The organism is Carboxylicivirga marina, assembly GCF_016612505.1.
Classification (GTDB): Bacteria; Bacteroidota; Bacteroidia; order Bacteroidales; family Marinilabiliaceae; genus Carboxylicivirga; species Carboxylicivirga marina.
The window spans coordinates 125,157-150,062 of the sequence record NZ_JAENRR010000001.1 but is presented as its reverse complement, the minus strand read 5'-3'; the positions used below and the strand labels follow the sequence as shown (position 1 = coordinate 150,062).

The window sequence follows — 24,906 nt, the reverse complement described above, 5'->3', positions numbered from 1 at the left end:
TGATAAGTGTTTTACTAATTTTAAAGCCAACTTAAAAAAGCAGCACAGTTATTGCTAACGATAATTGACCTAAAAATAATAGTATACATATGAACTTGTTTTTATTTATTCAGGCAAATGCCGAAGACCTGATTACCGAAGAAATGGCCGAAGGAGCCGAAAAAAGCATGAACCTTTTTGAAATGGCTAAAGCCGGAGGTATTATCATGATTCCTTTGATACTATTGTCAATTGTGGCCGTATATATTTTCTTTGAACGATACATGGCCATTCGTCGTGCATCAAAAGAAGATGCCGGTTTTATGAATAAAATCAAAGATTACATTCACGATGGTAAAATAGAATCAGCCATGGCACTTTGTCAATCACACGATTTTCCTATTTCGCGCATGATTGAAAAAGGGATTACACGTATTGGTCGTCCTTTAAGCGATGTTAATACAGCCATTGAAAATGTGGGGAACCTTGAAATATCACGTTTGGAAAAGAGCCTGCCAACACTAGCAACAGTAGCCGGAGGGGCCCCAATGATAGGTTTCCTGGGTACCGTAATCGGTATGGTAAAAGCCTTTTTTGATATGGCTAATGCCGGTAATAATATTGACGTACAATTATTATCATCAGGTATATACACGGCCATGGTAACAACTGTTACAGGTTTGGTCGTTGGAATTATTGCCTACTTTGCCTACAACATGTTGGTGGCAAAAGTAGAGAAGGTGGTGTTTAAAATGGAAGCACGTACCATGGAGTTTATGGATTTACTAAACGAACCAGCGCACTAAGCATGGCCTTAAAGCGAAGAACTAAAATAAGTGCTGCTTTTAGCATGTCGTCAATGACCGACATTGTGTTCCTGCTGTTGATCTTTTTTATGATTACATCAACAATGGTGCATCCGAATGCCATAAAGTTGTTAATACCCAAAAAGGCCACCAAAAAGGTAGTGGTTGAAAAATACCTGAATGTGCGTGTAACAGCATCTGGTCGATATTATGTTGATGGCAAAAGAGTAGATGAGGACACAGTCGATTCTGGCTTGGTAGCTGCCTTTAACCGTAATGATAAAACCATAGTGAAGTTGCGAACAGATAAAAACGCATCAACAGGTAGTGTGGCACGTGTATTAGATATTGCCGAATCAAATGGTATAAAAGTAATTTTAGATATCCGATAATGGGGCTTAAAAAAAGAAGTAAAATAGAAGCAGGCTTTAGCATGTCGTCAATGACCGACATTGTATTCCTGCTGCTCATATTCTTTATGATAACGTCCACTTTGGTAACACCACCGGCGGTTAAAGACATGGTATTACCTCAAAGTGATCATCAGGTATCGGCAAAACCCAATACCACCATTTCGGTAACATCCGATTTGCGATATTTCGTGGAGGGTGAGCAGTTGCCTTTCTGGAAAATAGAACGTCGCCTGAAGGAAATCATTGATTTGAGTCCTGATACATATGTGGCCTTGCATGTCGACGAATCGGTACCATTTTCGGTGGTTGGAAGAATCAGGGATATCGCTATACGAAATAAATACAAACTAATATTGGCTACTCAGGGAAAATAGATGAAAGAAGATAAGGATAAAAAATATGGCGTTATTGGCACTACCATTTTTCATGTGGCAGTGTTGTTGTTATTGATATTCTTTGGTTTGTCATCCATACCACAAGAGGAAGAAGGGATATTGGTTAATTTTGGCGATACCGTGCTGGGACAAGGTGAGGTGGAACCCAAAGAATCGCAGGCACCACCAGTTGAGCAGGTGAAAACACCACCGCCTCCTAAGGTCGAGAATGTACCAGAACCAAAGGTGACGGAGCCAGAGCCGGAAGAAAAGGTTGAAACGCAGGATTTTGATGAAGCCCCGGTTGTTAAAACGGCTGAGCAAAAGAAGAAAGAACAGGAAGAAAAAGATCGACTCGAGAAAGAGCGCCAGCAACGCGAAGAGGAAGAACGTATTGAACGCGAGAAAGAAATTGAACGCCAAAAGGAATTAGACCGTCAGCGCCAGATTGAAGCCGAGAAAGAAGCACAACGCCAAAAAGAACTGGCAGAACAAAGAGCCCGAGAAGAAGCGGAAAGAAAAAAGAAAGAAGAGCAGGACAGACAGGCTGCTGAAGCTCGCAAGCGCGTAACTGGTGCCTTTAGTGGCAAAGGAACTGGCGAAAGCTCATCAGAAGGAGATACCGGAGGTAGTGGTAATCAAGGCTATGTAACAGGTGATCCTAATTCAAAAAATCGAAGTGGAAACGGTCAAGGGAATTCAGGTAGCGGATTTGATCTCAAAGGACGCTCTTTAGTTGGTAGTTTGCCAAAACCCCAGCATACCTCTAATAAAGAAGGAATTGTTGTTATCAAGATTATCGTTGATCGTAATGGAAATGTATCATCTACAGAGTTCCAAATGAAGGGTTCAAATACACAGGATAGAGAGTTGGTGTCCAATGCAAAGGCTGCAGCCAAACGCGCTAAGTTTAATGCTGATAAAGCAGCAAATGCTTATGCGCAAGGAACTATTACCTATCACTTCCAGTTAGATTAGTTTTTATTGGGGTAGACAATGTTCTGGCTCGATCAGATGTAGAATAATTCTTTCTTGCTTATTATAGTGTTGGAGAACGAATCTATTGGAGCTTAAAGCCGGTCTTCTTCGCAGGCACTTCGTGCCTTCTACGGGTCAGCATCGGATCAACCACGCTGTCAGCGAGGTTGATCCGAAGAAGGTACCTAGGTGACCCCATGAAGTCACGTACTTTTTGCTTAGAAGAACAACACTTTAATCCCCGCCACAAATACAGTCGCTAATAAAATATTGCGGATAAACTTTACACCAATTTGTTGGGCATATTTTGAGGCTATAAAAGCACCACTGGCATTGCCAATGGCCAGAATCAGGCCATATAAAAAGTTAACCTGGCCTGAGTAGATAAACAGGCCTAAGGCAAGGGCTGTATAGGCCAGCACAATAAACACCTTAATGGCATTGGCTTTTATTAAGTCGTAGCCTACGCCTAAAACTAATCCGGCTAAGAGAAAGAAGCCAACACCCGCCTGAATAAAACCGCCATATAAACCAATGAAAAAGAAAATGACGATTTGCCAAAAGGCTGGTTTCTCATTGACCTGTCCGGCCTGATTTTTTACCCATTTATCAGGTTTGAGTAAGATAACGAAGAACATGACAAACAATAAAGAGCCGATAAACAGCTTGAGTATTTCTTCATTAATGTTGATGGCGATGGAAGCCCCAATAACAGAACCAATCAAAGCCGGAATCACCAGAAACAGACTGCTCTTATAATTAATTAGCCCTTGTTGCTTAAAGTTGCGAACGGCCACTACATTTTGAACGAAGATGGCAACCCGGTTGGTAGCATTGGCCTGATGAGGCGATAAACCCAGAAACATTAGTAAAGGCAAAGTAATGAGTGAACCGCTACCGGCCAGTGTATTGATAAATCCGGCAAAGAGGCCGGCGATAATAAGTAAGCTTGCGTCTAACAGTGTGATGTCCATACTGCAAAGCTTATAAAAAATTGACGGAATCTATATTTTATAGGAGTTTTTTATCGATAGTGCCGTATGTAAAGCCTAAAAAGGGGTATGTAAGCGTAATAGTTTGATATGTAACAGTGTCAGTGTTGTATGTAAAGCCAATAGCCCGATATGTAAAGCCGTCAGCACTGTATGTAAGTGTAACAGCAGCGTATGTAAGCTCGACAGCCTGATGTGCATCGATGTCAGTGCGCTACGTAAGGGTGTTAGCCGTATATGTAAGGCAAACAGCTGCATATGTGTTTGTCTTAGCAAGATGTACTTGTCCAATAGAAGCGTATGCAACAAAAACAGCGAAGGATGTATTATAGTAATAACAAAGCCGCTCTCAATCGAAAGCGGCTTTGGGTATTTAATTCTGTATGCCCCCATTGCCTGCAGGCAGGCTTCCCCAGGGGGGAAGATGCGTTTATTCAATATTCTCTCCTTGGGGAGATACCCGAAGGGAGTGGGGGGTGAACTATCAGCCAACAGTTCGTGGCTATATTGCTACCATGCAAACATTGGCTTGTCAGCCATCAATGCATTTACTTTTTTGCGTGTTTCGGCAATTGATTCTTCGTTCTCGATGTTTGAGATTACTTCATCAATCAAGCCAACGATGGTACGCATATCGTCTTCTTTTAAACCACGCGATGTGATTGCAGAAGTACCTACACGAATACCAGATGTAGAAAATGGTGAACGTGTATCGAAAGGCACCATGTTTTTGTTAATGGTGATGTCAGCTTTTACCAAGGTGTTCTCTACCTTCTTACCTGAGATATCAGGGAATTTCGTGCGAAGGTCGATTAACATCAAGTGGTTGTCGGTTCCGCCAGAGATGATTTTGTAACCTAGTTTAATGAACTCTTCAGCCATTGCCTGTGCATTAGAACGTACCTGGTCAACGTAAGTAGCAAAGTCATCAGATAAAGCCTCTCCAAAAGCAACCGCTTTAGCAGCAATAACATGCTCTAAAGGACCGCCTTGCTGACCTGGGAATACTGCGAAGTCTAATACAGCACTCATCATTTTAGTTTCGCCTTTTGGTGTTTTATAACCAAATGGGTTTTCGTAATCTTTACCCATTAAAATCATACCACCGCGAGGTCCGCGTAATGTTTTGTGAGTAGTTGTAGTTACGATGTGGCAGTGTTCAACTGGGTTGTTCAAACGACCTTTAGCAATGCATCCTGCAGGGTGAGCCATATCACAAAGTAATAAAGCGCCAATCTCGTCAGCCAAACGACGCATACGAACGTAATCCCACTCGCGCGAGTAAGCCGAAGCACCTGCAATAATCATTTTAGGCTTGTGCTCACGAGCAATCGCTTCCATCTCATCGTAATCTACCAGTCCGGTATCTTCTTTAACGTGATAGCAAACCGGGTTGTATGTTACACCCGAGAAGTTAACAGGCGATCCATGTGTTAAGTGACCACCATGTGCTAAATCTAAGCCCATGAAAGTATCACCTGGCTTTAATACTGCGAAAAATACAGCTGCGTTAGCCTGAGCACCTGAGTGAGGCTGTACGTTGGCATACTCAGCACCAAATAACTCACAAGCGCGGTCAATGGCCAATTGCTCAGTCTGGTCTACTATCTGGCATCCACCATAGTAGCGCTTTCCAGGATAACCCTCAGCATATTTGTTAGTTAAACATGAACCTTGAGCTTCCATTACTTGTTCACTCACAAAATTCTCCGAAGCGATTAGCTCAATACCTTCTTTTTGGCGAGCATATTCCTTCTCAATTAGGTCGAAAATTACAGTATCGCGTTTCATCTTATTGATAAGATTTTAGGATGTAAGTATTAAAATACACAGCCATTTCATAGATTATGTATAACTAATACTAACTGATTATGATTATTTATTAAAATATTTCTCAAATAAATACTCGCCGTTGCGAATCATTAACTGATGTTTAGTGGTTTTGTTCGCTAATCATCAGCTAGTTATTTTTATCAACGGAACACAAATTTACGCGAACAAGTCGATAAAAAAAACATTGCAGTTTATAACTTTTTATGAGATGCAAAAATGATAAATTACAGAGTTGATATTATTCATGTGTTTTGATTGATTTTTCAAAGCTCACATGGTACTCGTATTTTACATTATTGGGCAATAAAAACAAGGTGTTATTGCCCGTTTCATCTTTTATCTTGCCAAGCTCATAAAAAGCATTTGGGGAGAAATACTTTGTTGAGAGGGGGAATAGCCTTTCGCTAATCGCTTTATTTAATCATCCGAATAGTGGATCAGCACCCTTCGGTATACGGAGAATATTTTCGACTTAGAGACGAAGCCAAGATACTTACTATCTCTCACCACAGGCAGGTTCCAGGCGCTGGTATCTTCAAATTTGCGCATTACCTTGTCCATGTTTTCATCAATTTCAATCATGGCTGGTGGTAATGACATCAATTCCTGCACTGTTGTTTCGTGATATAGCTCATGATTAAACATTATTTCACGAATATCATCCAGCAATACAATGCCTCGAAGTTCATCTTTGTGATTTACTACCGGAAAGATATTGCGCTTTGAAGTTGAAATAACCTTTACTAATTCACCCAAAGTCATTTCCGGATAGATGCACTTGAAATCTGTTTCCAATACCTTTTCTAAGCGCATAAGCGTTAAAACAGCTTTGTCTTTATGGTGTGTAATTAATTCTCCTTTTTGTGCCAGTCGCTTGGTGTACAAAGAGTGAGGTTCAAAATACATAATGGTTAAGTAGGCAATTGTTGAGGTAATCATCAACGGAATAAATAAGCCATAACCATTGGTGATTTCTGCGATCAGGAAGATAGCAGTAAGCGGGGCATGCATTACGCCAGCCATCATACCCGCCATGCCTACAAGTGTAAAGTGCGACGAAGGTACTTCAGAGAAGCCAAGCGTATTTACGACTTTGGCAAATAAATAACCGGTTACTCCACCCATGAATAGTGTTGGCGCAAAAATACCGCCAATACCACCACTGCCTGTTGTGGCTGCTGTGGCAAAGACTTTAAATATAATGAGCAATACCAAAAAGGCTATCAAAGCCCATGTGTTTTCGTGCCATTCGTAAAAGAAACTTTCACCCATCACTGCCTGGCTATCACCATTAAGCAGTGCAATAATGGTTTGATAACCTTCACCGTACAAAGGAGGAAACAAGAAAATTAGCAAGCTCAATGATAATCCACCAACTATCCATTTAGAGAACGGGCTCTTCATTTTTCCGAATTGCCTCTCGGTATTCATGACGCCACGGGTAAAATACAAGGATATAAACCCTGCCAAAATACCCAGCAATACATAGTACGGGATGTTATTCAGTAGAAAGGGAGCTTCAAGAGTAAACGCAAATTCGGCCCCTTTACCAAGGAAAAAATAGGCGATTGTAGATGCCGTAATTGCCGATATCAATAAAGGTATGATAGATGCCATGGTCAAATCCAACATTAACACTTCAAGCGTAAATACCAGACCTGCAATTGGCGCTTTAAAAATTCCGGCAATCGCTCCTGCAGCACCGCATCCCATCAAAAGAATGATGGTCTTATAATTCATTCTGAATAAACGGCCAAGTGTTGAGCCAATAGATGCACCAGTTAATACGATTGGTGCCTCAGCTCCAACCGAACCACCAAAGCCAATGGTAAAAGTACTGGTGATAATTGATGAGTAATTGTTGTGGCCTTTTATGTGTCCGCCACGTTTTGAAATGGCATACAGAATTTTACTAACGCCGTGGCCTAAGCTGTCTTTGATAAAGAACTTAATTATCAGGATAGTTATCAATATCCCAATCATTGGGTAAAGTAAAAACAGATAGTTGCGATTCTCTAAATTAAAATTCTCGGTAAGCAAATGGTGGGTAAAATGCACCGTGTTTTTTAGCGTGACAGCAGCCAGTCCGCTAAATACCCCGACTAAAAGACTTAGAATAAGAATGAAATGTTTTTGGCTGATATTTTTTACGCGCCAAATGAGAATCTTCCCAATAATTCGATTAAGCTTGTTCATGATGCCGCGAAATTAACACAATTATATCGATGTACTTGTGTTACGCTTTGATTTTTAACGAATCTTAATAGAATGATGGAATTAACTTATCATTAAATAGCCTTCCTCTTCTTTGTTAAAACCAAAAAAGAGGAAGCCATAACCTCCTCTTTCTATCTTATACATTGAGTTCTAATTACATTTTTGGCTCAATTTCAGGCCAGTTTTCTTTTCTTGCTATTCGGCTTACCTGCATTTCACTTACACAGAAGAGTTTTGCTATTAAATTCTGTTTCACACCTTTTTCAAGCATGCCTTTAATAACGGCCACATCATCTTTCGATAATTTAGAGCTGGTTACAACTTTACCTGCTTTCTTACGCGCTTCCTGTAAAACCTTATGCATGCGCTTGTAACTTTCTGCTTTAGTAACCCACTGAAGATTGGAAATGTAATTATTTTGCTTGTTCCAGTCCAGGTGAATAACTACATCCTGATCATCTGCTGTTTTATCAACAAAATACTCTGCAGTTAACTTATGCACTAAAAAGGATTTCTTTTGTCCTTTAACGCGCAGGCTTACATTGTAAAAGCCTTTAATGTTACCTAATTTAACGATACGTCCGTCAACTTTATCGTAACAATAACTTTTAATACGACCATAATTGCTTATTTCGTATTTCTTATCAGTGAACGTAAGCTCCTTCCACTGTTCATCTTCAATTTTTCTAAGCTTACGCTCATTCATGTTTGGTTTCATTGCTCCTTAGGTTAAAGGTTGAAATAATAGATTAATGTTACCCAATACATTTAGTTATGTAGTTACTTTTTTCTGTGAATGTTAAATGTAGAGATATTCTACTAACTGTTAAAAAGTAACAGCAAAAGTATGAAAAAGGTTTCTGCAATTCAATATCTAGTTGTGTTTTAGTCTTGTTAAAAAAAGTTAAGTCCAATATTGCTAACGATTAGAGAGGCATAGTAGGTGCAAAATAATAGTTTTACTTTAACGCAATTTCATATCTTTGCAGGCAAAATATTAATACAATGTCGTTAGGTATAGATGATAAGGAACTTGAAAAGTTTATTTTAGTTGGAGATAGGATTTTGTTAAAACCTAAGGTGCCACAAAGTAAAACCAAATCAGGTTTATACCTTCCTCCGAGTGTGCAAGAAAAAGAGAAGGTGCACAGTGGCTATATTGTTAAAGTAGGTCCCGGATATCCGATTCCGGCTGCTAATGATAGTGATGAGAGTTGGAAACAGCGTGATGAAGCGGTAATGTATGTGCCACTACAGCCCAAAGAAGGAGATTTGGCCATTTACCTTCAGAGTGGAGGTTATGAAATAGAGTATAAAAAAGAAAAGTATATTATTGTATCTCAATCGGCCGTGTTAATGGTCATTCGAGATGAAGGATTATTTGATTAAGGAAGGTGATGATAATGGGAGATAAAATAATAACCAACAGAGCAAATTACTGGAAAGAAAGCAAAGGACCTGTTTGGGCATTGGCTCCAATGGAAGATGTGACAGATACCGTTTTTCGCGAGGTTGTGATGCGATTGTCAAGTCCGGGTAATTTACATTTGCTATTTAGTGAGTTTTTATCAACTGATGGTTTTTGTCATCCGGTTGGAAAAGATAAAGTTGTGCATCGATTTCATGTTAACGATAGTGAGCTGGAATTGGCAAAAAAGCACAACGTTAAGTTGGTGGCTCAAATCTGGGGAACTGATCCGGAGAAGTTTTATAAGACAGCTCAATACATAGCCAATGAGACGCCGTTTGATGGTATTGACATTAACATGGGATGTCCGATGAAGAATATCATTAAAAAAGGCGCATGTTCAGCATTGATTAACACTCCAGAGCTTGCTCGTGAAATAATAACTGCTGTGCACGAAGCAAGTGACCTGCCATTAAGTGTAAAAACACGTGTTGGTTTTAAATCTGTGGTAACAGAATCCTGGATTTCGAACCTGCTTCAGTCTGAGGCAGATGCTGTTATAGTGCATGGGCGAATTCAAAAAATGATGTCGGAAGGCGAAGCTGACTGGAATGAGATAGCGAAAGCTGTGGAACTACGTAATCAGATTAACCCGAAGATAAAGCTTTTGGGTAACGGTGATGTCATGTCGATTGAAGAGTCCTTAGACAAGGTGATGGAGTATGGTGTTGATGGCGTAATGGTTGGTCGTGGTATTTTTCATAATCCTTGGTTTTATAATCCGGCTTACAGTCCTTCTATGGAGGAGCGTATTGAGGCCCTAAGATTGCATGCCAAATTGTATTCCGATAGCTGGAAAGGAGTAAAGCCCTGGGCCATTTTAAAACGCTTCTTTAAGATTTATACCAATAGTTTCCCAGGTGCAGTTCAGTTACGAGCCCAACTGATGGAAACGAGCGGTTTTGATGAGGTTGAGTCTATTCTTAACGATTTTATGATCGAACAAGAGGCACGTCGAATAGCAAGTGAGAATGAGTAAACGATTACTCCGAAAACATTTTTAACTGATTACGATAAGCGGTAAATGCGTTGGCTCGTGAAATAAAACCAAGGTATTTGCCCTTGTCGATAACAGCAATGTTAAATCGACTTGATTTTCGGAACATCTCTACCAGGTCTTCCATTGTATCATCCGGACTGATATAATATGCCGGCATATACATTAAGTCTTTCACCAGAGTGGAATCATAAAGGGCTGGTTTAAAGATGATTTTCCGTATGTCATCCATTTTTATCATGCCATGCAGCTGTCCTTCGTCATCAACAACAGGGAATAAATTACGATGAGCTTCTGAGATAACCTCTACTAAATCACCTAAGGTCGCTTCAGGTTTAATCTTCGCAAAATCTGTTTCAATAAGGTTTTTAACCTCCATCATGGTGAGTACTGCATGGTCTTTATCATGCGTTATCAATTCACGACGCTTAGCCAACTGGTGGGTATAAACCGAGTGTTTTTCAAATGTTTTTGTGGTGGCAAATGAAGCGGTGGCTGTAACCATTAGTGGTAAAAACATTTCGTAACCACCGGATAGATCTGCGATTAAAAAAATGCCAGTTAATGGTGCTTGTAGCACACCAGCAATTAATCCGGCCATGCCAATTAAGGCAAAATTAGGGACGTGTAATTGATGAATGCCTAACTTATTTACAATGGTGGCAAATAACAAACCTGTGTTAGCGCCCATAAATAATGTTGGCGCAAAAATACCACCTACGCCACCACTGCCAAAGGTTAATGATGCGGCTACTACTTTTAGCAATATAATAATACTAAGTAGCGAAGCCATTGCAGCAAAGTTATCGGTCAAAAAGTCGAAAATGGAATTATCAAAAACATGGCTAACATCGCCTGCTAGTGCTTGGTTGACAAATTCATAGCCCTCACCGTATAGTGATGGAAAGAAAAATAGGAGTGCCCCTAATAACAAACCGCCAACAAGTATTCGTACTCTGCTCCGCTGAAACCGCTCAAACCAATGCTCAATGAGTATGTAAATGCGTGTAAAATAAGTTGCAACAAAACCTGCCAGAACACCAAGTATTACATAGTAAATTAAGTCAATCATTTCATAGGTTTCGGTCACCTTGAAAGGATATACAACTTCTTGCCCCATTAACAGGTAGGACGTGACGACAGCTGAGATAGATGCCATTAATATTGGAACGAGTGAGGCCAGCGTTAAATCCAGCATGATTACCTCAAGGGCAAATACAATTGCAGCAATGGGCGCTTTAAAAATAGCCGCCATTGCACCAGCACAAGCGCAACCTAACAAAAGTTTTATTTGACGATAATTTAAACGAAATAATTGCCCGATATTACTGCCGATTGCAGCTCCGGTAGAAACTGTAGGTCCCTCAAGCCCGACACTACCACCAAAGCCAACTGTTAGGGCACTGGTAACAATCGATGAAAACATATTGTGCCGATTCATCTGCCCCTGATTCTTAGAAATGGCATAAAGCACATTGGGAATACCGTGTCTTACAGGACGTTTTATAACATACTTGATAAATAAAACCGAAAGAAATATACCTATTGATGGCGTAATAAGGTACAAATAGCCTCTGCTACTTTGCGTGAGTTGGTGGACCAAGTCGCTGATAAAATGAACAGAGTTTTTGATAACGACTGCTGCTAATCCGGCACCAATGCCTACTAAAACACTTAGTATCATCATGAACTGACGATTGCTAACATGTCTCAAACGCCATACTAAAAACTGCCTGAAGAGGGATTTTCGATTCATTTCAACTAATTGAACTAGCAAGGTAACAAAAAATGTACATTTTAACTTTATTGTATTCCTGAAGTCCGAATCCTTCATTGGATAGTGTAAAAAAGTAATGCAAGCTTTAAAAGTCTAAACCTTTTAGATAGAATTGTGTTTAAAGTGTATTGATAAAAGATTAAACAAATGAATCGCCTTATTTTTGCCCATATAATATTACTAATTAGTTCTGTTTCTTTAGCTCAAACTGGTAGTTTAAAGGGAGTAGTAAAGGATGTCTACACCAATAAACCTATCCCTTTTGTAAATATTGTGATATTTGAAACAACAACAGGAACAATATCCGACACTCTTGGTCGTTTTGAATTCAATGATATCGAGGCTGGTTTTGTTCAGTTGCAGTTGTCATCATTAGGCTACACGCCAAAAGTTACCGAGGAGTTTTCAGTTTCTCACATACGTACAAATTATATTGAAATAAGCTTAGAAACCACTTCTGAAAATCTTGATGAGGTAAAGGTCTCAGCTTCGCCTTATGTGGTACGACCAGAAGCACCTGTTTCATTGCGACGCATAGGAATTGATCAGATAGAAAAAAGTGCAGGAGCGAATCGTGATATATCTAAAGTTTTACAATCTTTCCCTGGTGTAGGTAGTGCCAGTACCTTCCGTAACGATTTGTTTGTAAGAGGAGGTGGGCCTTCTGAAAATCGTTTTTTTATTGATGGTATTGAAATACCTAACCTTAACCACTTTACAACGCAAGGTGCATCGGGTGGTCCGGTAGGTATTTTGAATGTGGATTTTATTCGTGAGGTTGATTTTTATTCCAGTGCATTTCCTGTTTCCAAGGGTAATGCGCTTAGTTCGGTTTTTGAGTTTAAGCAAATTGATGTTCGAGATGATAAGCCACACTTTAAGGGTACATTAGGCGCCTCTGAATTGTCCTTAACAACAACTGCTCCGTTAAGTGAAAAAACAGGCATGATAGCATCAGTCAGACGGTCTTATCTCCAGTTTCTTTTTGATGCCCTAGGTCTGCCTTTTTTGCCAACATTCACCGATTTTCAGTTTAAAACCAAAACGCGTATCGATGAAAAGAATGAAATTACCTTTTTAGGAGTAGGCGCTATTGATAAATTCAAGTTAAATGAAAATGCTGAACCGACCGAAGAGAACAATTACATACTGAACTACCTGCCCGTTAATAATCAGTGGAATTATACGATAGGAGCGGCCTACAAACATTATTTGGAACGGAGTTATTTGTCGTTTTACCTCAGTCGGAACCATCTTAATAATGAGGTTTATAAGTATAAGGATAATGTTGAAACGCCAGAGAATTTATTAACAGATTATTCCTCGGATGAAATTGAAAATAAGTTCAGAGTAGAGTATACTGCACGCCCAAACGATTTTACAATTAATATTGGTGCAGGTACAGAGTATGTTCAATATCAAAACCGAACCTACAATCAAATCTATGAAGATGATGAACCTACAGAAGTTAATTATTCATCGGAGCTTGATTTTGTCAAATGGTCGGTGTTCGGCTCTGTTTCACATCCTTTTATTAATAATCGATTGACACTATCTGCCGGTTTACGAATGGATGCCAACTCTTATTCATCACAAATGAACAGGATGTGGGAACAAATTAGTCCGCGCCTGGCAGCTTCGTATATGCTGTTGCCCGATGTATATTTAAATATGAACGCAGGACGTTACTATCAACAGCCGGCATACACAACCTTTGGTTACCGAAATAATGAAGGGGAATTACTGAATAAAACCAATGGTATAAAATACTTACAGGCTGATCACTTAGTGGGAGGTTTGGAGTTCAGGCCAAATAAACGCACACGTGTAACACTGGAAGGATTTTATAAGATTTATGATGATTACCCATTCTCGGTACAAGACTCTATATCAATGGCCAGTAAGGGAGGTGATTTTGGCATTTTTGGTGATGAAGAAGTAACTTCCACATCCAAGGGTAAAGCCTGGGGAGCAGAATTACTGGTTCGTACGCGTACAAATAATGGTTTTAACATGATTGCGGCATACACCTATGTGCGCAGTGAATTTACTGATTGGCAAGATAAATATGTGCCATCATCATGGGACAGTAAGCACTTGTTTACTTTTACGGGTAATAAAAGCTTTGGTAAAAACTGGGATGTTGGAGTTAAGTGGCGATTTGTTGGTGGATTACCTTATACACCCTACGACTTCGAAAAGTCGTCACTTGTACAAGCATGGGATGCACAAAATCGACAATATCTCGATTATTCGCAGTTCAATACTCAACGTCTGGCTAGTTTCCATCAGCTTGATATACGTGTTGATAAAACCTGGTATTTCAAAAAGATGACATTGGGCGTTTACCTTGATATTCAAAACCTTTACAATCAACAAGCTGAGCAGGCACCTGAACTTATTCAGGTATTGGATGACAATAACCAGCCAATAATAATCAACCCGGGAGCACCCATCGAAGAGCAGCGTTATGAGTTGAAAGAATTGAATTCGACTTCAGGGACTGTTTTACCAACGATTGGTCTGATGATTGAGTTTTAAACTCTAAGCTTCTTTGTCTTGTTCTTCAGCTTTCTTATTTATTTTTTCATTGATGTCCATTGGTTTCTCATCATTACCTGCTGTTGGGAGTGGCGTTTCAGATTGGCTTTTGTCAGGAATAGCTATCGCTTCTCCATCGCGATTCGCACGGTAATGAGGTGACATAATTTCAACACCGGCTTTATTGAATTCTTCTAATATGTTTTTATGTAACTCCGATTGAATTATAATGTATTTGTCAGCTTTTGCAGTATAGGCATTAACTTCATAGGCAACGTAATAGTCATCCAGACTCTTTTGCAGCACAAACGTTTCTTTTCCTATTTGCTCAATTAATCCATCGGTGTTTTTAGCTGCCTGTAAAAGTAGTTGATGAACTGTTCGCCAATCAACATCATAGCCAATCGTTATGGTAGAGTGAATGATGAGGTTGGAGCGTTCGGCTGCAGTGGTGTAATTTTGACTATGGCCCGAAAGTATTTTTGAATTAGGAATGGTAACAATTACGTTTTTGGGAGTACGAACTCTGGTAATTAATAGGTTTTTCTGAACAACAATGCCGGTAACGGTATCTACCTCAATCCGATCACCAATTTTAAATGGTCGCATGTAGGTCATGATTATACCGCTTAAACCATTGGCAATAACCGATGTAGAGCCCAGTGAAATTAGTAGGCCTAAGAAAACAGTAACACCTTTAAAGGTTTGAGAGTCGGCTCCTGGTAATAGTGGAAACAGAATGGTTAACAGAAAGGCGTACAGCAGAAACTTAATAATGTTTCCGGTTGGCGTGGCCCATTCTTTATAGAAACCGGAGAGTTTAATGTTGCCATCTTTTAATTCATTAAAAAAGAAGCTGACCAACTTCATGAAAATCCTGAAGATAATAATGGTGATGATGATCTTAATGAGCGATGGAAGGTAGGCAATGATTGAATGTAGAAACTCAATAAATGGATTCAGGAAATAACTAATCAGTTTGTCGCCAACTGACTTTGTGTAATAAAAAATGCGCAACATGGCTGGCAACATAAAGTAAATGAGTAAGCCTACGGTTAATATATGTAGCCACTTCGAAATTTTTAAAACAGTATTAACAGCCCGTTCTTTGTCCTCTTCTTTTAATTGGTATATCTTCAATAAGTGCGTAAAACGGTATATCAGATTATCGTTTTTAGCAATAAGTTTCCGCAGAAAAGAGAATATAAATCGAATGGTGATAAATAATACAATGAATAAGCCAATGTAAATTAATGCTTTATATGTTTTGTTAAGAAGTAGTTGTGCTTGCTCCTTTTTAAGGTATGTGATGATTTTTCGTTTGTAGGCTTTGGTAACCTGTGAATTGCTCGATCTTAATTTTTGAGTGGTGATTGCACCAAATTCTGTGATGGTTAAGTCAGCATACTTAATCAGAATAAAATCCAGACTGTCTTCATGCTTTAACGAGTCTCGGTAAAAAAAATCACGTTCAAGCAGTTGTTTAACCCTTTGTTGGCACAATAATGCTCTTTCACTCATTGAGTTAGAGCTAACTTTCTCGTATATGTTGAAAACAGTATCATTATTAACGATGACCGGATATACACGATGTTCGTTTTTGAGAGAATCGATGAGGTACACGGTTCGCTTATAGTGTAGTTTAGATAGAGAATCCGTCTCCGATTTTTGGGCATTAACCGCATAATAAATGACGCTAATAATGACGATGCAAATAAATCTAGTCATGGTTGGTTAATCTTATATTCATGATTTATGCAAAGAAAGTTAAGAAAAAAGCACTAGAATGTTTGATTGAATCTAAGGCTATGAATATTAATCGATGAATATCCGCTCAAAAAGTATCCTTTAGAATGTTTACAAATAATATTTCTGTAGTTTTGATTGTCTTTTTTTATTTTCATTGTTACATGACTCATTTTATGATCCCCAAATACATAAGGCTGGCGGGCCTGGCTCTTATTGTTGCAATTATTCTTTTTTTCTTATTAGAGAGTGATTTGCTGATGTTACCTGTTTTAAACCAAATTCAAGTACCCATTGGTAATCTGCTTTTTTGGTTAGGAATGATAATACTCGCATTTATATCGCATCCTTTCGTAAAAACAAATGGTGGGCTAAGAAATAAGATAGTGGGTATTTTAGCATTGGTAAGTGTTATAAATGCTCTGCTTTGGGGATTTGTATGTTTTATATTGGCCGATAATTGGTATTTTGAATTTTCTAATACTGCAGTAGGATTTAGAGGTAGTAGTGCTGCATTTGTTTGGTTTGTTGGTTATAGTGTGTTTACGTTTTTTTATCCATTGCTTATTTTTGTTTTATCCATTATTGTAAATCGAATGCGGTAATATTATAAAGCTCAGCTTGTATTTTTTGTTAAAAAGAAATCGATATGAAGATTGTACTACTCGGTTCTGGCAATGTGGCCACACATCTGGCAAAAGAATTATTTAAAGCTAAGCATTGCATTGTGCAGGTTTATAGCCGTCGATTGGATAATGCTGAGCTTGTAGCGAAAGAGCTTGAAGCGAAAGCCGTATGTCAACTTGATGAGTTAGATGCAGATGCTGATTTATACATAGTATCGGTTAAGGATGATGCATTATCTGAGGTTATTAATAATATGCCACTTGTAAACGGACTGGTGGTGCATACTGCAGGAAGTGTTGGGATGAATGCTTTGTCTCGGTTTACGAATTTTGGTGTTTTTTATCCGTTCCAGACTTTTACAAAGGAGGCACAGCTTGACTTTTCAAACATCCCTGTTTTAGTTGAAAGTAATTCTGATGCTAATACCAATTTGCTTATCAATTTGGGGCGTACACTGAGTAAAGTTGTATTAAAAGCTGATTCAGAGCAAAGAGGCAAGCTTCATATTGCCGCAGTATTTGCCTGTAACTTTGTGAATCATATGTATTGTTTGGCAGACGAGTTATTGAAAAGTAATCAGTTACCATTTGATTTGTTGCACCCACTAATTATGGAAACAGCAATTAAGGTTCAAAAAGCATCGCCCACGACCACTCAAACCGGACCCGCATCGCGTAAGGATAAGAAGATAATCGATAAACATCAGCAGTTATTGCACGATAAAGATGAGCTTAGTGAAATTTATAGTTTACTAACTGATAGTATCCTAAAAAGGGTGAAGTGAGTTGACTTATAAATTATGTGCTAATAAATCAGCAATGTGCAAGGTTTTGATATTTAGCTTTTGAGCATTGATATAACTCTGGATGTTTAACAGGCATGAAGCTTCGGTTGAAACAATGTATTCGGCACCCGTTGATAACCCATTTTGAACCTTTTGTTCGGTCATGGCGGTAGATATAGGAGCATATTTTACCATAAAGGTACCACCGAAGCCACAACATTCATCTCGCTTTGGCATCTCAATTAACTTCAAATCAGTAACATTTCTTAACAACTGGCGTGGTTCATCTTTTAAGCCATATTCTCGTAACGCCGAGCAGGCATCATGATAAGTTATGGTATGCGGAAATGAACTGCTAAAGTCTTCAACCTTCAATTGATTAACCAGAAAATCAGTAAGTTCAAATGTATTCTTTTTTAAGCGTTCGGCATCTTCGGTATTAACCAAAGATGAATAGTGCTTTCTGATGTATCCGGCACAAGAAGCTGAGGGTGTTACAATTGGCCTGTCATGCGGAAAGTCCTTGATAAATTTCTCTGCCAGTTTGCTTGAGTGTTTAATATCTCCGCTATTAAAAAGAGGCTGGCCACAACAGGTTTGTTGGTCGTTGTAATGCACTTCGCAACCTGCTTTTTCTAATAATTTTATAGTATTCCATGCTGTGTTCGGAAACATCTGATCAATAAAACACGGAACAAATAAATCAACTCTCATGCACCTTCATTTTTAAAGAATACAAAGTTAATATTCAGCACTTAATGGATGTTAACAAATGGCAATTAATTGTAAATATTACACTTTGGCATAATAAGTGGTTTTAACCATCTGACAATTAATCAAATATTAACCACGCCTTTTTGTAACTGGAAGCGCTTTTTTACGTTGAAGGTTGTGGGTGTAAATAAAAGGAATGATGAAAAGGTATTTAGAACACTTGTTGGAAGATCTAAAGGAGTTGAGGTTACGTGCAACACAAAATTTAGCCTTGGTCTTTAAAATTCCTGAAATGAATGGTTTTGATTTGTACCACAATGAAGAACATTCAGGAATAAAAGTGGCGGAACTTATTGGTATGGAAAAGTTTTTCTTTCCAAATGTTGATTATTTGACTGATGATGAGGCGGAGATTGTTGTCGGCGAGTTGATAGAGGTATATAAAGCACACGGGTTAAACCCAATATTTGAAAGCTGTGTGTCAGCCAGAATTAAATATGGTCATTTACGCCTTTCACTAAATCATCAGGTTTTTCCAGTTGAAAATCAAATTGTTGATATTGAAATGTGCGATTATTTACCTCAATATTGTCCATTGTATGATTTGTGTTCACATTATAACAATCATCAGGTTTGTTGTGGATTAAAACGTAGAGCATATGAAAATAAATAAGCTAATTATACTTATTTGTCCCTGTTAGTATGTGCTAATAGGGACTTTTATTTATGTATGGTACTCACTTCTTCTCAGGCACAAACTTTAATGATATTGAATTGACACAGTGGCGCGTATTCTTGTCAGTAAAACCTTCGCCAATAAAAACGTGACCCAGATGGCCATTGCATCGTGCACAAATAATCTCTGTTCGTCGGCCATCAATGTCCGGTAGGCGTTTCACAGCACCTTCAATTTCGTCATCAAAACTTGGCCAACCACAATTCGAATCAAACTTATCATTTGAATTATACAAAGGGGCATTGCATTGTTTGCATATGTACTGTCCTTTTGCTTTATGATTGGTATACTCACCAGTATAGGGGTATTCTGTTCCCTTATTAATGATTACCCTTTTCTCTTCTTCAGTTAAAGGGTTGAGTTTTATTTTTGTGCTGTCTTGTGCCATGGCGTTGCTGCTAAAAATCGCAATGAATAATAGAATAATTAACTTCATAATTTTTGTAATTTAAGTATTGACTTGTTTCTTAATATGGTAGTAAATTGGTCGCTTGTCAAATTAGCTACGCTAAGCTTACTTAAACTAATTATAAATAGAGCAATTGTGATGGTCTTTTGTTCAGTTTACCAAATTAATACTGTTAGCATTCAATAATAAATATTAAAAAGTACTATTGTGCAGATTATGAGTGCGATGTATGGCCTTTTGTGGTGTTTGGTTTGTGTTAGTTTATGCTTGTGAAAATTAGACAAAAGGATGTAAGTTGCCTTTAGTCAGTTATATGTGACGAACTTTGTTAATTGGACTGATTTTATATATTTGTCAGCCGATAATAATTCTTTACCAAAAATTGAAGCAATGGGATTAAAAATTGTAGTTCTTGCGAAGCAAGTACCTGATACCCGAAATGTAGGCAAAGATGCCATGAAAGCTGATGGGACAGTGAATCGTGCGGCATTGCCGGCTATCTTCAATCCAGAGGATTTAAATGCTTTAGAGCAGGCCTTGAGGATGAAAGATAGATACCCGGGTACAGAAGTAACTATTTTAACGATGGGACCCGGTCGTGCAGCCGATATAATTCGTGAAGGTTTATATAGAGGAGCAGATAATGGTTATTTATTAACAGACCGTGCCTTTGCCGGTTCTGATACATTAGCAACTTCTTATGCCATATCATGTGCCATTAAAAAAATGACCAAATGTGATTTAATTATCGCTGGTCGTCAAGCAATTGATGGTGATACTGCTCAGGTAGGCCCTCAGGTAGCCGAGAAACTTGGCTTGCCACAGGTAACATATGCCGAGGAAGTTCTTTCGGCCGATAAAAAGAAAATCGTCATTAAACGTCGTTTAGAGCGTGGTGTTGAAACAGTTGAAATGCCATTACCCGGGGTAATCACTGTTAATGCCAGTGCACCGGATTGTCGTCCGCGTAACGCCAAATTATTGATGAAATACAAGCATGCGCAAACGATTACTGAGCGTCAGGCCGAAACAGAAGATTACATCGACCTAACGGCTGATCGTCCGTATCTTAACATTGAAGAGTGGAGTGTTAACGATATTGAAACAGATACTAACTGGTTAGGTTTATCAGGTTCTCCAACAAAAGTTAAGAAAATCGAAAACGTGGTGTTCCAGGCTAAAGAAGCCAAGCGATTAACACCTGCCGATGAGGAGATTGATGAATTAATGAAAGATTTAATTGCTAACCACACAATAGGTTAAATTAGTGATTAGTCAGTAGATAATAGAGCGTAGTAATTTACTACTGACCACTGACTAAAAACTAGTTACTAAATTTTAAATTCGAAAAAATGAACAGCGTATTTGTTATTTGCGAAATAGATGAGGGAAAGGTAGCCGATGTGTCGTTAGAATTAATGACGAAGGGTCGTTCGCTCGCCAACGAATTAAATTGTAAGTTGGAGGCACTAATTTTAGGCCACAACTTAAAAGGAATTGAAAAAGAATTGTATCCATACGGAGCTGATGTGGTTCATATTGGCGACGATGAGCGTTTGGATCCTTATACAACATTACCTCACACAAGTGTTATTGTTAACTTGTTTGAAAAGGAGAAGCCACAAATTGCTTTATTAGGTGCGTCTACCTTTGGTCGCGACCTTGGGCCACGTGTATCTTCTGCTTTAGTGAGTGGTTTAACAGCTGATTGTACTTCACTGGAAATTGGTCCTCACGAAGACAAAAAAGCCAAAAAAGTATACGAAAACTTATTGTATCAGATTCGTCCTGCTTTTGGTGGTAATATTGTTGCTACCATCATTAACCCCGACTGTCGCCCACAGATGGCAACAGTACGTGAGGGTGTGATGAAGAAGGAGATTTACGATGCTAACTTTAAAGGCAAGGTAAATAATATCGATGTTGATAAAATATTGAAGCCTGAAGATTTAGTGGTGAAGGTAATTGAGCGCCACATGGAAAAGTCAAAGGTTAATATCAAAAACTCATCTATTATTGTTGCCGGTGGTTATGGTGTAGGCTCAAAAGAAAATTTTGCACAATTAGAAGAATTAGCTCACGTACTAGGAGGTGAAGTAGGTGCTTCACGTGCTGCTGTTGATGCTGGTTATGCCGATCATAATCGTCAGATTGGTCAAACAGGAGTCACTGTTCGTCCAAAGCTATATATTGCATGTGGTATCTCGGGCCAAATTCAGCACACCGCTGGTATGGAAGAGTCATCAATGATCATTGCCATTAACAATGATCCAAATGCACCTATCAATAAAATTGCGGATTACGTTATTACAGGTGATGTAGGAGCAGTGGTGCCTAAGTTAATTAAGTTCTATAAGCAGAACACGAAGTAATGGTTAATGTATATTAGAAATTATTAATGATGAATGTATAATGATTAATTAATCACTAATCATTAATATTTAACCATTAACAATTGACCATTAATAATTAAAAAAATGTTGGATCAGATTCCCGAAAGGGGCTCAAAATAAAAAAACAAAATGGCAAATTTTTTCACAGATAACCCGGACTTAAAGTTCCATTTGGAGCATCCGTTGATGAAGAAGATTGTAGCTTTAAAAGAGCGCAATTTTGCTGATAAAGATAAATTCGATTACGCACCCATGGACTTTGAAGATGCCATGGATAGCTACGAAAAAGTATTAGACATTGTAGGTGAGATTTGTGGCGACATTGTTGCGCCCAATGCCGAAAGTGTAGACCAGGAAGGTCCAAAGATTGTAAATAATGAAGTGGTTTACGCCAAAGGTACTCAGGAAAACCTGGATGCTTTGGTAAAAGCTGGTTTGATGGGTATCACCTTACCTCGTAAATACGATGGTTTGAACTTCCCAATCGTACCTTATATTATGGCTGCTGATATTGTGTCACGTGCCGATGCAGGTTTTGTGAACATTTGGGGATTGCAGGATTGTGCTGAAACAATCAACGAATTCGCTGATGAAGACCAGAAAGAACGTTTCTTATCGCGTGTATCGAATGGTGAAACAATGGCGATGGACTTAACAGAGCCGGACGCTGGTTCTGACCTTCAGGCTGTGCAGTTAAAAGCTGAAATGAAAGACGGCAAGTGGGTGTTAAACGGTGTGAAGCGTTTTATTACCAATGGTGATGGACACATTGCACTCGTTCTAGCTCGTTCAGAAGAAGGTACGCAAGACGGACGTGGTTTATCCATGTTTATATACGATCGCGCTCACCAGTCGGTTATCGTTCGTCGTTTAGAAAACAAAATGGGTATCAAAGGATCGCCTACTTGTGAGTTGGTGTTTAAAGATGCTCCTGCAGAGTTGGTAGGTTCTCGTAAGATGGGACTTATCAAGTATGTAATGGCCTTGATGAATGGTGCTCGTTTAGGTATCGGCGCTCAGTCGATTGGTGTATCTGAGTCTGCTTATCGCGAAGCATTGGCGTATGCCAAAGAACGTGAGCAGTTTGGTAAGCCAATTATCCAGTTCCCTGCCGTATACGAGATGTTAGCAACTATGAAGGCTAAGTTAGATGCTGGTCGTACTTTATTGTACGAAACATCGCGATACGTAGATGTTTACAAAACATACATGCATATTTCAGAAGAGCGCAAGCTTGATAAGGAAGAGCGTAAAGAAATGAAGCGTTACCAAAAGCTGGCTGACTTCTTTACACCACTATTGAAAGGTATGACATCGGAGTACAGTAACCAGTTGGCTTACGATGCAGTACAGATTCATGGTGGTTCAGGATTTATGAAAGATTATCCGGTGGAGCGTATCTATCGCGATGCCCGTATCACATCTATCTATGAAGGAACAACACAGCTTCAGGTTGTAGCGGCTATTCGTGGTGTTACTACAGGTGGTTATCTTGACCGTATTCGTGAGTTCGAAATGATGGAGTTAAAGCCTGAGTTGCATGCTTTACGACGCACATTAATTGGTATGACTGAAGAATACGATCGTGCGGTTAAAGCGGTTGTGGCTGTTAAAGACCTTGAGTATGTCGATTACCAGGCGCGTCGTATGGTTGAAATGGCTGGTAACATTGTAATGGGTTACTTGTTATTGCACGATACACAGCGTGATGATAAATTCAAAACATCGGCTGAAATATTTATTGCACGAGGAAAAGCTGATAACCATGCGAAAGCTGGTTTCATCTTTGAATCATCAATTGACGACCTTGGATTCTATAAGCCTGATTTAGCAAACGCTTAATAGCGATTAGATATAATGATGAAGCGGCTATTCCTTTGTGAGTAGCCGCTTTTTTGATGCCATAAAGAGGACCTGAAGTTAAGGGTGTTGTTATAGACTTAAGACAAAAGACGCAAGACCAAAGAAATCGCCATGTCAATCAATGCTTCCCAGTGGGAGTTTGCCACAGGTCTGAAGGGGGCACACCATGTTAATCCGCTTAGTTTCTACCGATGTCATCGCTTTAAGCGATGACATCGGTGTCAATTGAAAGGTATACTTCCTTGTTGGGTAAGACAGAAACAACAAACCCCACATATCGATCGCCCATAACGATATGCGAGGTTTAATATGACATGTGTTTTTTATTTTTATCTGTTCGATAAGATTTTGTAAGTGATAGAGTATTAAATGATTATTCCAAAAGTGATTTATTTGTACAACTATTAGTTTTATGCACCTTGAGATTAAGTCTAATATCTATTGTCTAGAATCTAACGATCTATTGTTACTACGACGGACTTATAATGCCCATCATCTCCAGATACTGAGGCTGATCAGCCAATGCCAGACGGGCTATTCCAATGTAGTCCGAATACCAGTCCTGCAGCTCATCGATGGCCTTGTCGCGAGCTTTGGTCGCATCTTGCGCCTCACCCATTTCCTTTTTCCGGGTGGCCAGGTTCTCTTCGACTCCTAGCACCAGCTGCAGACCGGCTTCAAGCTTCTCACGTGTTTGTCCGAACTCTGCCATTTTATCGATGGCAAGATTGTCGTCTAATAAGTTGGTATAAAATACTTTGGTTTGGCCCAGCCAGCCCGATTGTGTATTTTGACGCCTGCCTTTTAATGCAAGCTTAGCCCAATAGTTAATGTTATTTCTAAAAGCGATGCGAGCCACCTTCAAGTGTGGCATGTAAACTGAGTTGGCTGCATCAATGCTCTTGTTCAAAGCTTCGGTAGCAGCCAGTTGCTCACCATTTTCTTTTTGCTGAGCCATGTTCAGCGATCTGGCCTGGTTCCACAAACTTTCGCCTGTTGCCAGTTTTTCGGGTGTATAACCATATTCGAGTAAGAGTGCAGCCAAAGCGGGCTGGTCTTTACCGTTGCTGAGGGCCACATCAGCTTTACTTATTAATTCATCAATAAATTTGTTCATTTTACGCTATTATTAAAGTTAAGGGCGATTTGTGTCTCATTGATTAGGGCATCTTGTTCTCTGTTAACAGCTAATATCTCGCATTTTATCATTTGTTTTTGCCGGTTTACTTTTAGTAAACGATTATTGACGCCTTTTTTTT

General features: G+C 39.1%; 22 protein-coding genes. 13 read left to right on the top strand and 9 right to left on the bottom strand.

Annotated features, from left to right (window positions below; all coding sequences use genetic code 11):
• The first annotated feature begins 89 nt into the window (after positions 1 to 89).
• From JIV24_RS00575 to JIV24_RS00560, 4 genes are read left to right on the top strand one after another with little or no spacing between them, the layout of a single operon-like run.
• Entirely contained in the window at positions 90 to 785 is a 696-nt protein-coding gene (locus tag JIV24_RS00575) for a MotA/TolQ/ExbB proton channel family protein (protein ID WP_200463043.1), read from the top strand.
• A 2-nt stretch (positions 786 to 787) separates the two neighbouring features.
• Positions 788 to 1,177: an ExbD/TolR family protein gene (locus tag JIV24_RS00570; protein WP_200463042.1), complete on the top strand. Its 390-nt coding sequence runs from the start codon at positions 788 to 790 to the stop codon at positions 1,175 to 1,177.
• Positions 1,177 to 1,572 (top strand): ExbD/TolR family protein, encoded by a 396-nt coding sequence (locus JIV24_RS00565; protein WP_234445651.1) that lies wholly within the window; start codon positions 1,177 to 1,179, stop codon positions 1,570 to 1,572. The genes JIV24_RS00570 and JIV24_RS00565 overlap by 1 nt, the downstream gene beginning before the upstream one ends.
• Positions 1,573 to 2,550, top strand: coding sequence for a TonB family protein (locus JIV24_RS00560; RefSeq protein WP_200463041.1), 978 nt, complete (start codon positions 1,573 to 1,575; stop codon positions 2,548 to 2,550). It abuts the gene before it with no gap.
• Positions 2,551 to 2,768: 218 nt separating this feature from the next.
• On the opposite strand, the gene JIV24_RS00555 is transcribed toward JIV24_RS00560, so the two are convergent.
• From JIV24_RS00555 to JIV24_RS00540, 4 genes are all read right to left on the bottom strand, one after another.
• Positions 2,769 to 3,524: a sulfite exporter TauE/SafE family protein gene (locus JIV24_RS00555; RefSeq protein ID WP_200463040.1), complete on the bottom strand. Its 756-nt coding sequence runs from the start codon at positions 3,522 to 3,524 to the stop codon at positions 2,769 to 2,771.
• A 528-nt stretch (positions 3,525 to 4,052) separates the two neighbouring features.
• Positions 4,053 to 5,333 (bottom strand): serine hydroxymethyltransferase, encoded by a 1,281-nt coding sequence (gene glyA, locus JIV24_RS00550; RefSeq protein WP_200463039.1) that lies wholly within the window; start codon positions 5,331 to 5,333, stop codon positions 4,053 to 4,055.
• 459 nt (positions 5,334 to 5,792) lie between these two features.
• The gene (locus tag JIV24_RS00545; protein ID WP_200463038.1) at positions 5,793 to 7,571 is read right to left on the bottom strand and encodes a chloride channel protein; all 1,779 of its coding nucleotides are present in this window, start codon (positions 7,569 to 7,571) and stop codon (positions 5,793 to 5,795) included.
• Positions 7,572 to 7,746: 175 nt separating this feature from the next.
• Entirely contained in the window at positions 7,747 to 8,310 is a 564-nt protein-coding gene (locus JIV24_RS00540) for an NUMOD4 domain-containing protein (protein ID WP_200463037.1), read from the bottom strand.
• A gap of 287 nt (positions 8,311 to 8,597) precedes the next feature.
• Between JIV24_RS00540 and JIV24_RS00535 the strand changes: the two genes are divergently transcribed.
• The gene (locus JIV24_RS00535) at positions 8,598 to 8,981 is read left to right on the top strand and encodes a co-chaperone GroES (RefSeq protein ID WP_200463036.1); all 384 of its coding nucleotides are present in this window, start codon (positions 8,598 to 8,600) and stop codon (positions 8,979 to 8,981) included.
• A gap of 14 nt (positions 8,982 to 8,995) precedes the next feature.
• Positions 8,996 to 10,039 carry a tRNA dihydrouridine synthase gene (locus tag JIV24_RS00530; RefSeq protein WP_200463035.1) on the top strand — a complete coding sequence of 348 codons (1,044 nt, stop codon included), beginning with the start codon at positions 8,996 to 8,998 and terminating at the stop codon, positions 10,037 to 10,039.
• Between the two features lie 4 nt (positions 10,040 to 10,043).
• Here JIV24_RS00530 and JIV24_RS00525 read toward each other — a convergent pair whose 3' ends face one another.
• A complete protein-coding gene (locus JIV24_RS00525; protein ID WP_234445650.1) occupies positions 10,044 to 11,813 on the bottom strand; it encodes a chloride channel protein in 1,770 nt (589 codons plus the stop codon).
• Positions 11,814 to 11,981: 168 nt separating this feature from the next.
• Between JIV24_RS00525 and JIV24_RS00520 the strand changes: the two genes are divergently transcribed.
• Positions 11,982 to 14,375 (top strand): TonB-dependent receptor, encoded by a 2,394-nt coding sequence (locus JIV24_RS00520; protein WP_200463033.1) that lies wholly within the window; start codon positions 11,982 to 11,984, stop codon positions 14,373 to 14,375.
• 3 nt (positions 14,376 to 14,378) lie between these two features.
• On the opposite strand, the gene JIV24_RS00515 is transcribed toward JIV24_RS00520, so the two are convergent.
• Positions 14,379 to 16,103, bottom strand: a complete 1,725-nt coding sequence (locus JIV24_RS00515) for a mechanosensitive ion channel family protein (RefSeq protein WP_200463032.1) — start codon at positions 16,101 to 16,103, stop codon at positions 14,379 to 14,381.
• A 125-nt stretch (positions 16,104 to 16,228) separates the two neighbouring features.
• Here JIV24_RS00515 and JIV24_RS00510 point away from each other — a divergent pair, with 125 nt between their 5' ends.
• Together JIV24_RS00510 and JIV24_RS00505 are read left to right on the top strand one after the other, a co-directional pair.
• Positions 16,229 to 16,726 carry a hypothetical protein gene (locus tag JIV24_RS00510; protein WP_200463031.1) on the top strand — a complete coding sequence of 166 codons (498 nt, stop codon included), beginning with the start codon at positions 16,229 to 16,231 and terminating at the stop codon, positions 16,724 to 16,726.
• Positions 16,727 to 16,770: 44 nt separating this feature from the next.
• On the top strand, positions 16,771 to 17,532 hold the full coding sequence (locus JIV24_RS00505; RefSeq protein WP_200463030.1) for a Rossmann-like and DUF2520 domain-containing protein: 762 nt from the start codon (positions 16,771 to 16,773) through the stop codon (positions 17,530 to 17,532).
• Positions 17,533 to 17,538: 6 nt separating this feature from the next.
• On the opposite strand, the gene JIV24_RS00500 is transcribed toward JIV24_RS00505, so the two are convergent.
• Positions 17,539 to 18,246, bottom strand: coding sequence for a (Fe-S)-binding protein (locus JIV24_RS00500; RefSeq protein WP_200463029.1), 708 nt, complete (start codon positions 18,244 to 18,246; stop codon positions 17,539 to 17,541).
• Between the two features lie 199 nt (positions 18,247 to 18,445).
• Here JIV24_RS00500 and JIV24_RS00495 point away from each other — a divergent pair, with 199 nt between their 5' ends.
• Positions 18,446 to 18,919 (top strand): hypothetical protein, encoded by a 474-nt coding sequence (locus tag JIV24_RS00495; RefSeq protein WP_200463028.1) that lies wholly within the window; start codon positions 18,446 to 18,448, stop codon positions 18,917 to 18,919.
• 64 nt (positions 18,920 to 18,983) lie between these two features.
• Here the strand turns inward: JIV24_RS00495 and JIV24_RS00490 are convergent, their stop codons facing one another.
• Entirely contained in the window at positions 18,984 to 19,418 is a 435-nt protein-coding gene (locus JIV24_RS00490; protein ID WP_234445649.1) for a methionine-R-sulfoxide reductase, read from the bottom strand.
• Between the two features lie 363 nt (positions 19,419 to 19,781).
• Here JIV24_RS00490 and JIV24_RS00485 point away from each other — a divergent pair, with 363 nt between their 5' ends.
• The 3 genes from JIV24_RS00485 (at position 19,782) to JIV24_RS00475 (ending at position 23,626) form a co-directional block, all read left to right on the top strand.
• Positions 19,782 to 20,654 carry an electron transfer flavoprotein subunit beta/FixA family protein gene (locus JIV24_RS00485; RefSeq protein ID WP_200463027.1) on the top strand — a complete coding sequence of 291 codons (873 nt, stop codon included), beginning with the start codon at positions 19,782 to 19,784 and terminating at the stop codon, positions 20,652 to 20,654.
• An 89-nt stretch (positions 20,655 to 20,743) separates the two neighbouring features.
• Positions 20,744 to 21,763 carry an electron transfer flavoprotein subunit alpha/FixB family protein gene (locus JIV24_RS00480; RefSeq protein WP_200463026.1) on the top strand — a complete coding sequence of 340 codons (1,020 nt, stop codon included), beginning with the start codon at positions 20,744 to 20,746 and terminating at the stop codon, positions 21,761 to 21,763.
• Between the two features lie 150 nt (positions 21,764 to 21,913).
• Positions 21,914 to 23,626, top strand: a complete 1,713-nt coding sequence (locus JIV24_RS00475) for an acyl-CoA dehydrogenase family protein (protein WP_200463025.1) — start codon at positions 21,914 to 21,916, stop codon at positions 23,624 to 23,626.
• A 490-nt stretch (positions 23,627 to 24,116) separates the two neighbouring features.
• Here the strand turns inward: JIV24_RS00475 and JIV24_RS00470 are convergent, their stop codons facing one another.
• Positions 24,117 to 24,764: a hypothetical protein gene (locus tag JIV24_RS00470; RefSeq protein WP_200463024.1), complete on the bottom strand. Its 648-nt coding sequence runs from the start codon at positions 24,762 to 24,764 to the stop codon at positions 24,117 to 24,119.
• Positions 24,765 to 24,906 lie beyond the last annotated feature (142 nt).

What these genes read in the sequence shown, in the direction of transcription:
- JIV24_RS00575 (WP_200463043.1), top strand. Translation starts at nt 90, where the DNA reads ATGAACTTGTTTTTATTTATTCAGGCAAATGCCGAAGACCTGATTACC.
- JIV24_RS00570 (WP_200463042.1), top strand. Translation starts at nt 788, where the DNA reads ATGGCCTTAAAGCGAAGAACTAAAATAAGTGCTGCTTTTAGCATGTCG.
- JIV24_RS00565 (WP_234445651.1), top strand. Translation starts at nt 1,177, where the DNA reads ATGGGGCTTAAAAAAAGAAGTAAAATAGAAGCAGGCTTTAGCATGTCG.
- JIV24_RS00560 (WP_200463041.1), top strand. Translation starts at nt 1,573, where the DNA reads ATGAAAGAAGATAAGGATAAAAAATATGGCGTTATTGGCACTACCATT.
- JIV24_RS00555 (WP_200463040.1), bottom strand. Translation starts at nt 3,524, where the DNA reads ATGGACATCACACTGTTAGACGCAAGCTTACTTATTATCGCCGGCCTC.
- glyA (WP_200463039.1), bottom strand. Translation starts at nt 5,333, where the DNA reads ATGAAACGCGATACTGTAATTTTCGACCTAATTGAGAAGGAATATGCT.
- JIV24_RS00545 (WP_200463038.1), bottom strand. Translation starts at nt 7,571, where the DNA reads ATGAACAAGCTTAATCGAATTATTGGGAAGATTCTCATTTGGCGCGTA.
- JIV24_RS00540 (WP_200463037.1), bottom strand. Translation starts at nt 8,310, where the DNA reads ATGAAACCAAACATGAATGAGCGTAAGCTTAGAAAAATTGAAGATGAA.
- JIV24_RS00535 (WP_200463036.1), top strand. Translation starts at nt 8,598, where the DNA reads ATGTCGTTAGGTATAGATGATAAGGAACTTGAAAAGTTTATTTTAGTT.
- JIV24_RS00530 (WP_200463035.1), top strand. Translation starts at nt 8,996, where the DNA reads ATGGGAGATAAAATAATAACCAACAGAGCAAATTACTGGAAAGAAAGC.
- JIV24_RS00525 (WP_234445650.1), bottom strand. Translation starts at nt 11,813, where the DNA reads ATGAATCGAAAATCCCTCTTCAGGCAGTTTTTAGTATGGCGTTTGAGA.
- JIV24_RS00520 (WP_200463033.1), top strand. Translation starts at nt 11,982, where the DNA reads ATGAATCGCCTTATTTTTGCCCATATAATATTACTAATTAGTTCTGTT.
- JIV24_RS00515 (WP_200463032.1), bottom strand. Translation starts at nt 16,103, where the DNA reads ATGACTAGATTTATTTGCATCGTCATTATTAGCGTCATTTATTATGCG.
- JIV24_RS00510 (WP_200463031.1), top strand. Translation starts at nt 16,229, where the DNA reads ATGTTTACAAATAATATTTCTGTAGTTTTGATTGTCTTTTTTTATTTT.
- JIV24_RS00505 (WP_200463030.1), top strand. Translation starts at nt 16,771, where the DNA reads ATGAAGATTGTACTACTCGGTTCTGGCAATGTGGCCACACATCTGGCA.
- JIV24_RS00500 (WP_200463029.1), bottom strand. Translation starts at nt 18,246, where the DNA reads ATGAGAGTTGATTTATTTGTTCCGTGTTTTATTGATCAGATGTTTCCG.
- JIV24_RS00495 (WP_200463028.1), top strand. Translation starts at nt 18,446, where the DNA reads ATGAAAAGGTATTTAGAACACTTGTTGGAAGATCTAAAGGAGTTGAGG.
- JIV24_RS00490 (WP_234445649.1), bottom strand. Translation starts at nt 19,418, where the DNA reads ATGAAGTTAATTATTCTATTATTCATTGCGATTTTTAGCAGCAACGCC.
- JIV24_RS00485 (WP_200463027.1), top strand. Translation starts at nt 19,782, where the DNA reads ATGGGATTAAAAATTGTAGTTCTTGCGAAGCAAGTACCTGATACCCGA.
- JIV24_RS00480 (WP_200463026.1), top strand. Translation starts at nt 20,744, where the DNA reads ATGAACAGCGTATTTGTTATTTGCGAAATAGATGAGGGAAAGGTAGCC.
- JIV24_RS00475 (WP_200463025.1), top strand. Translation starts at nt 21,914, where the DNA reads ATGGCAAATTTTTTCACAGATAACCCGGACTTAAAGTTCCATTTGGAG.
- JIV24_RS00470 (WP_200463024.1), bottom strand. Translation starts at nt 24,764, where the DNA reads ATGAACAAATTTATTGATGAATTAATAAGTAAAGCTGATGTGGCCCTC.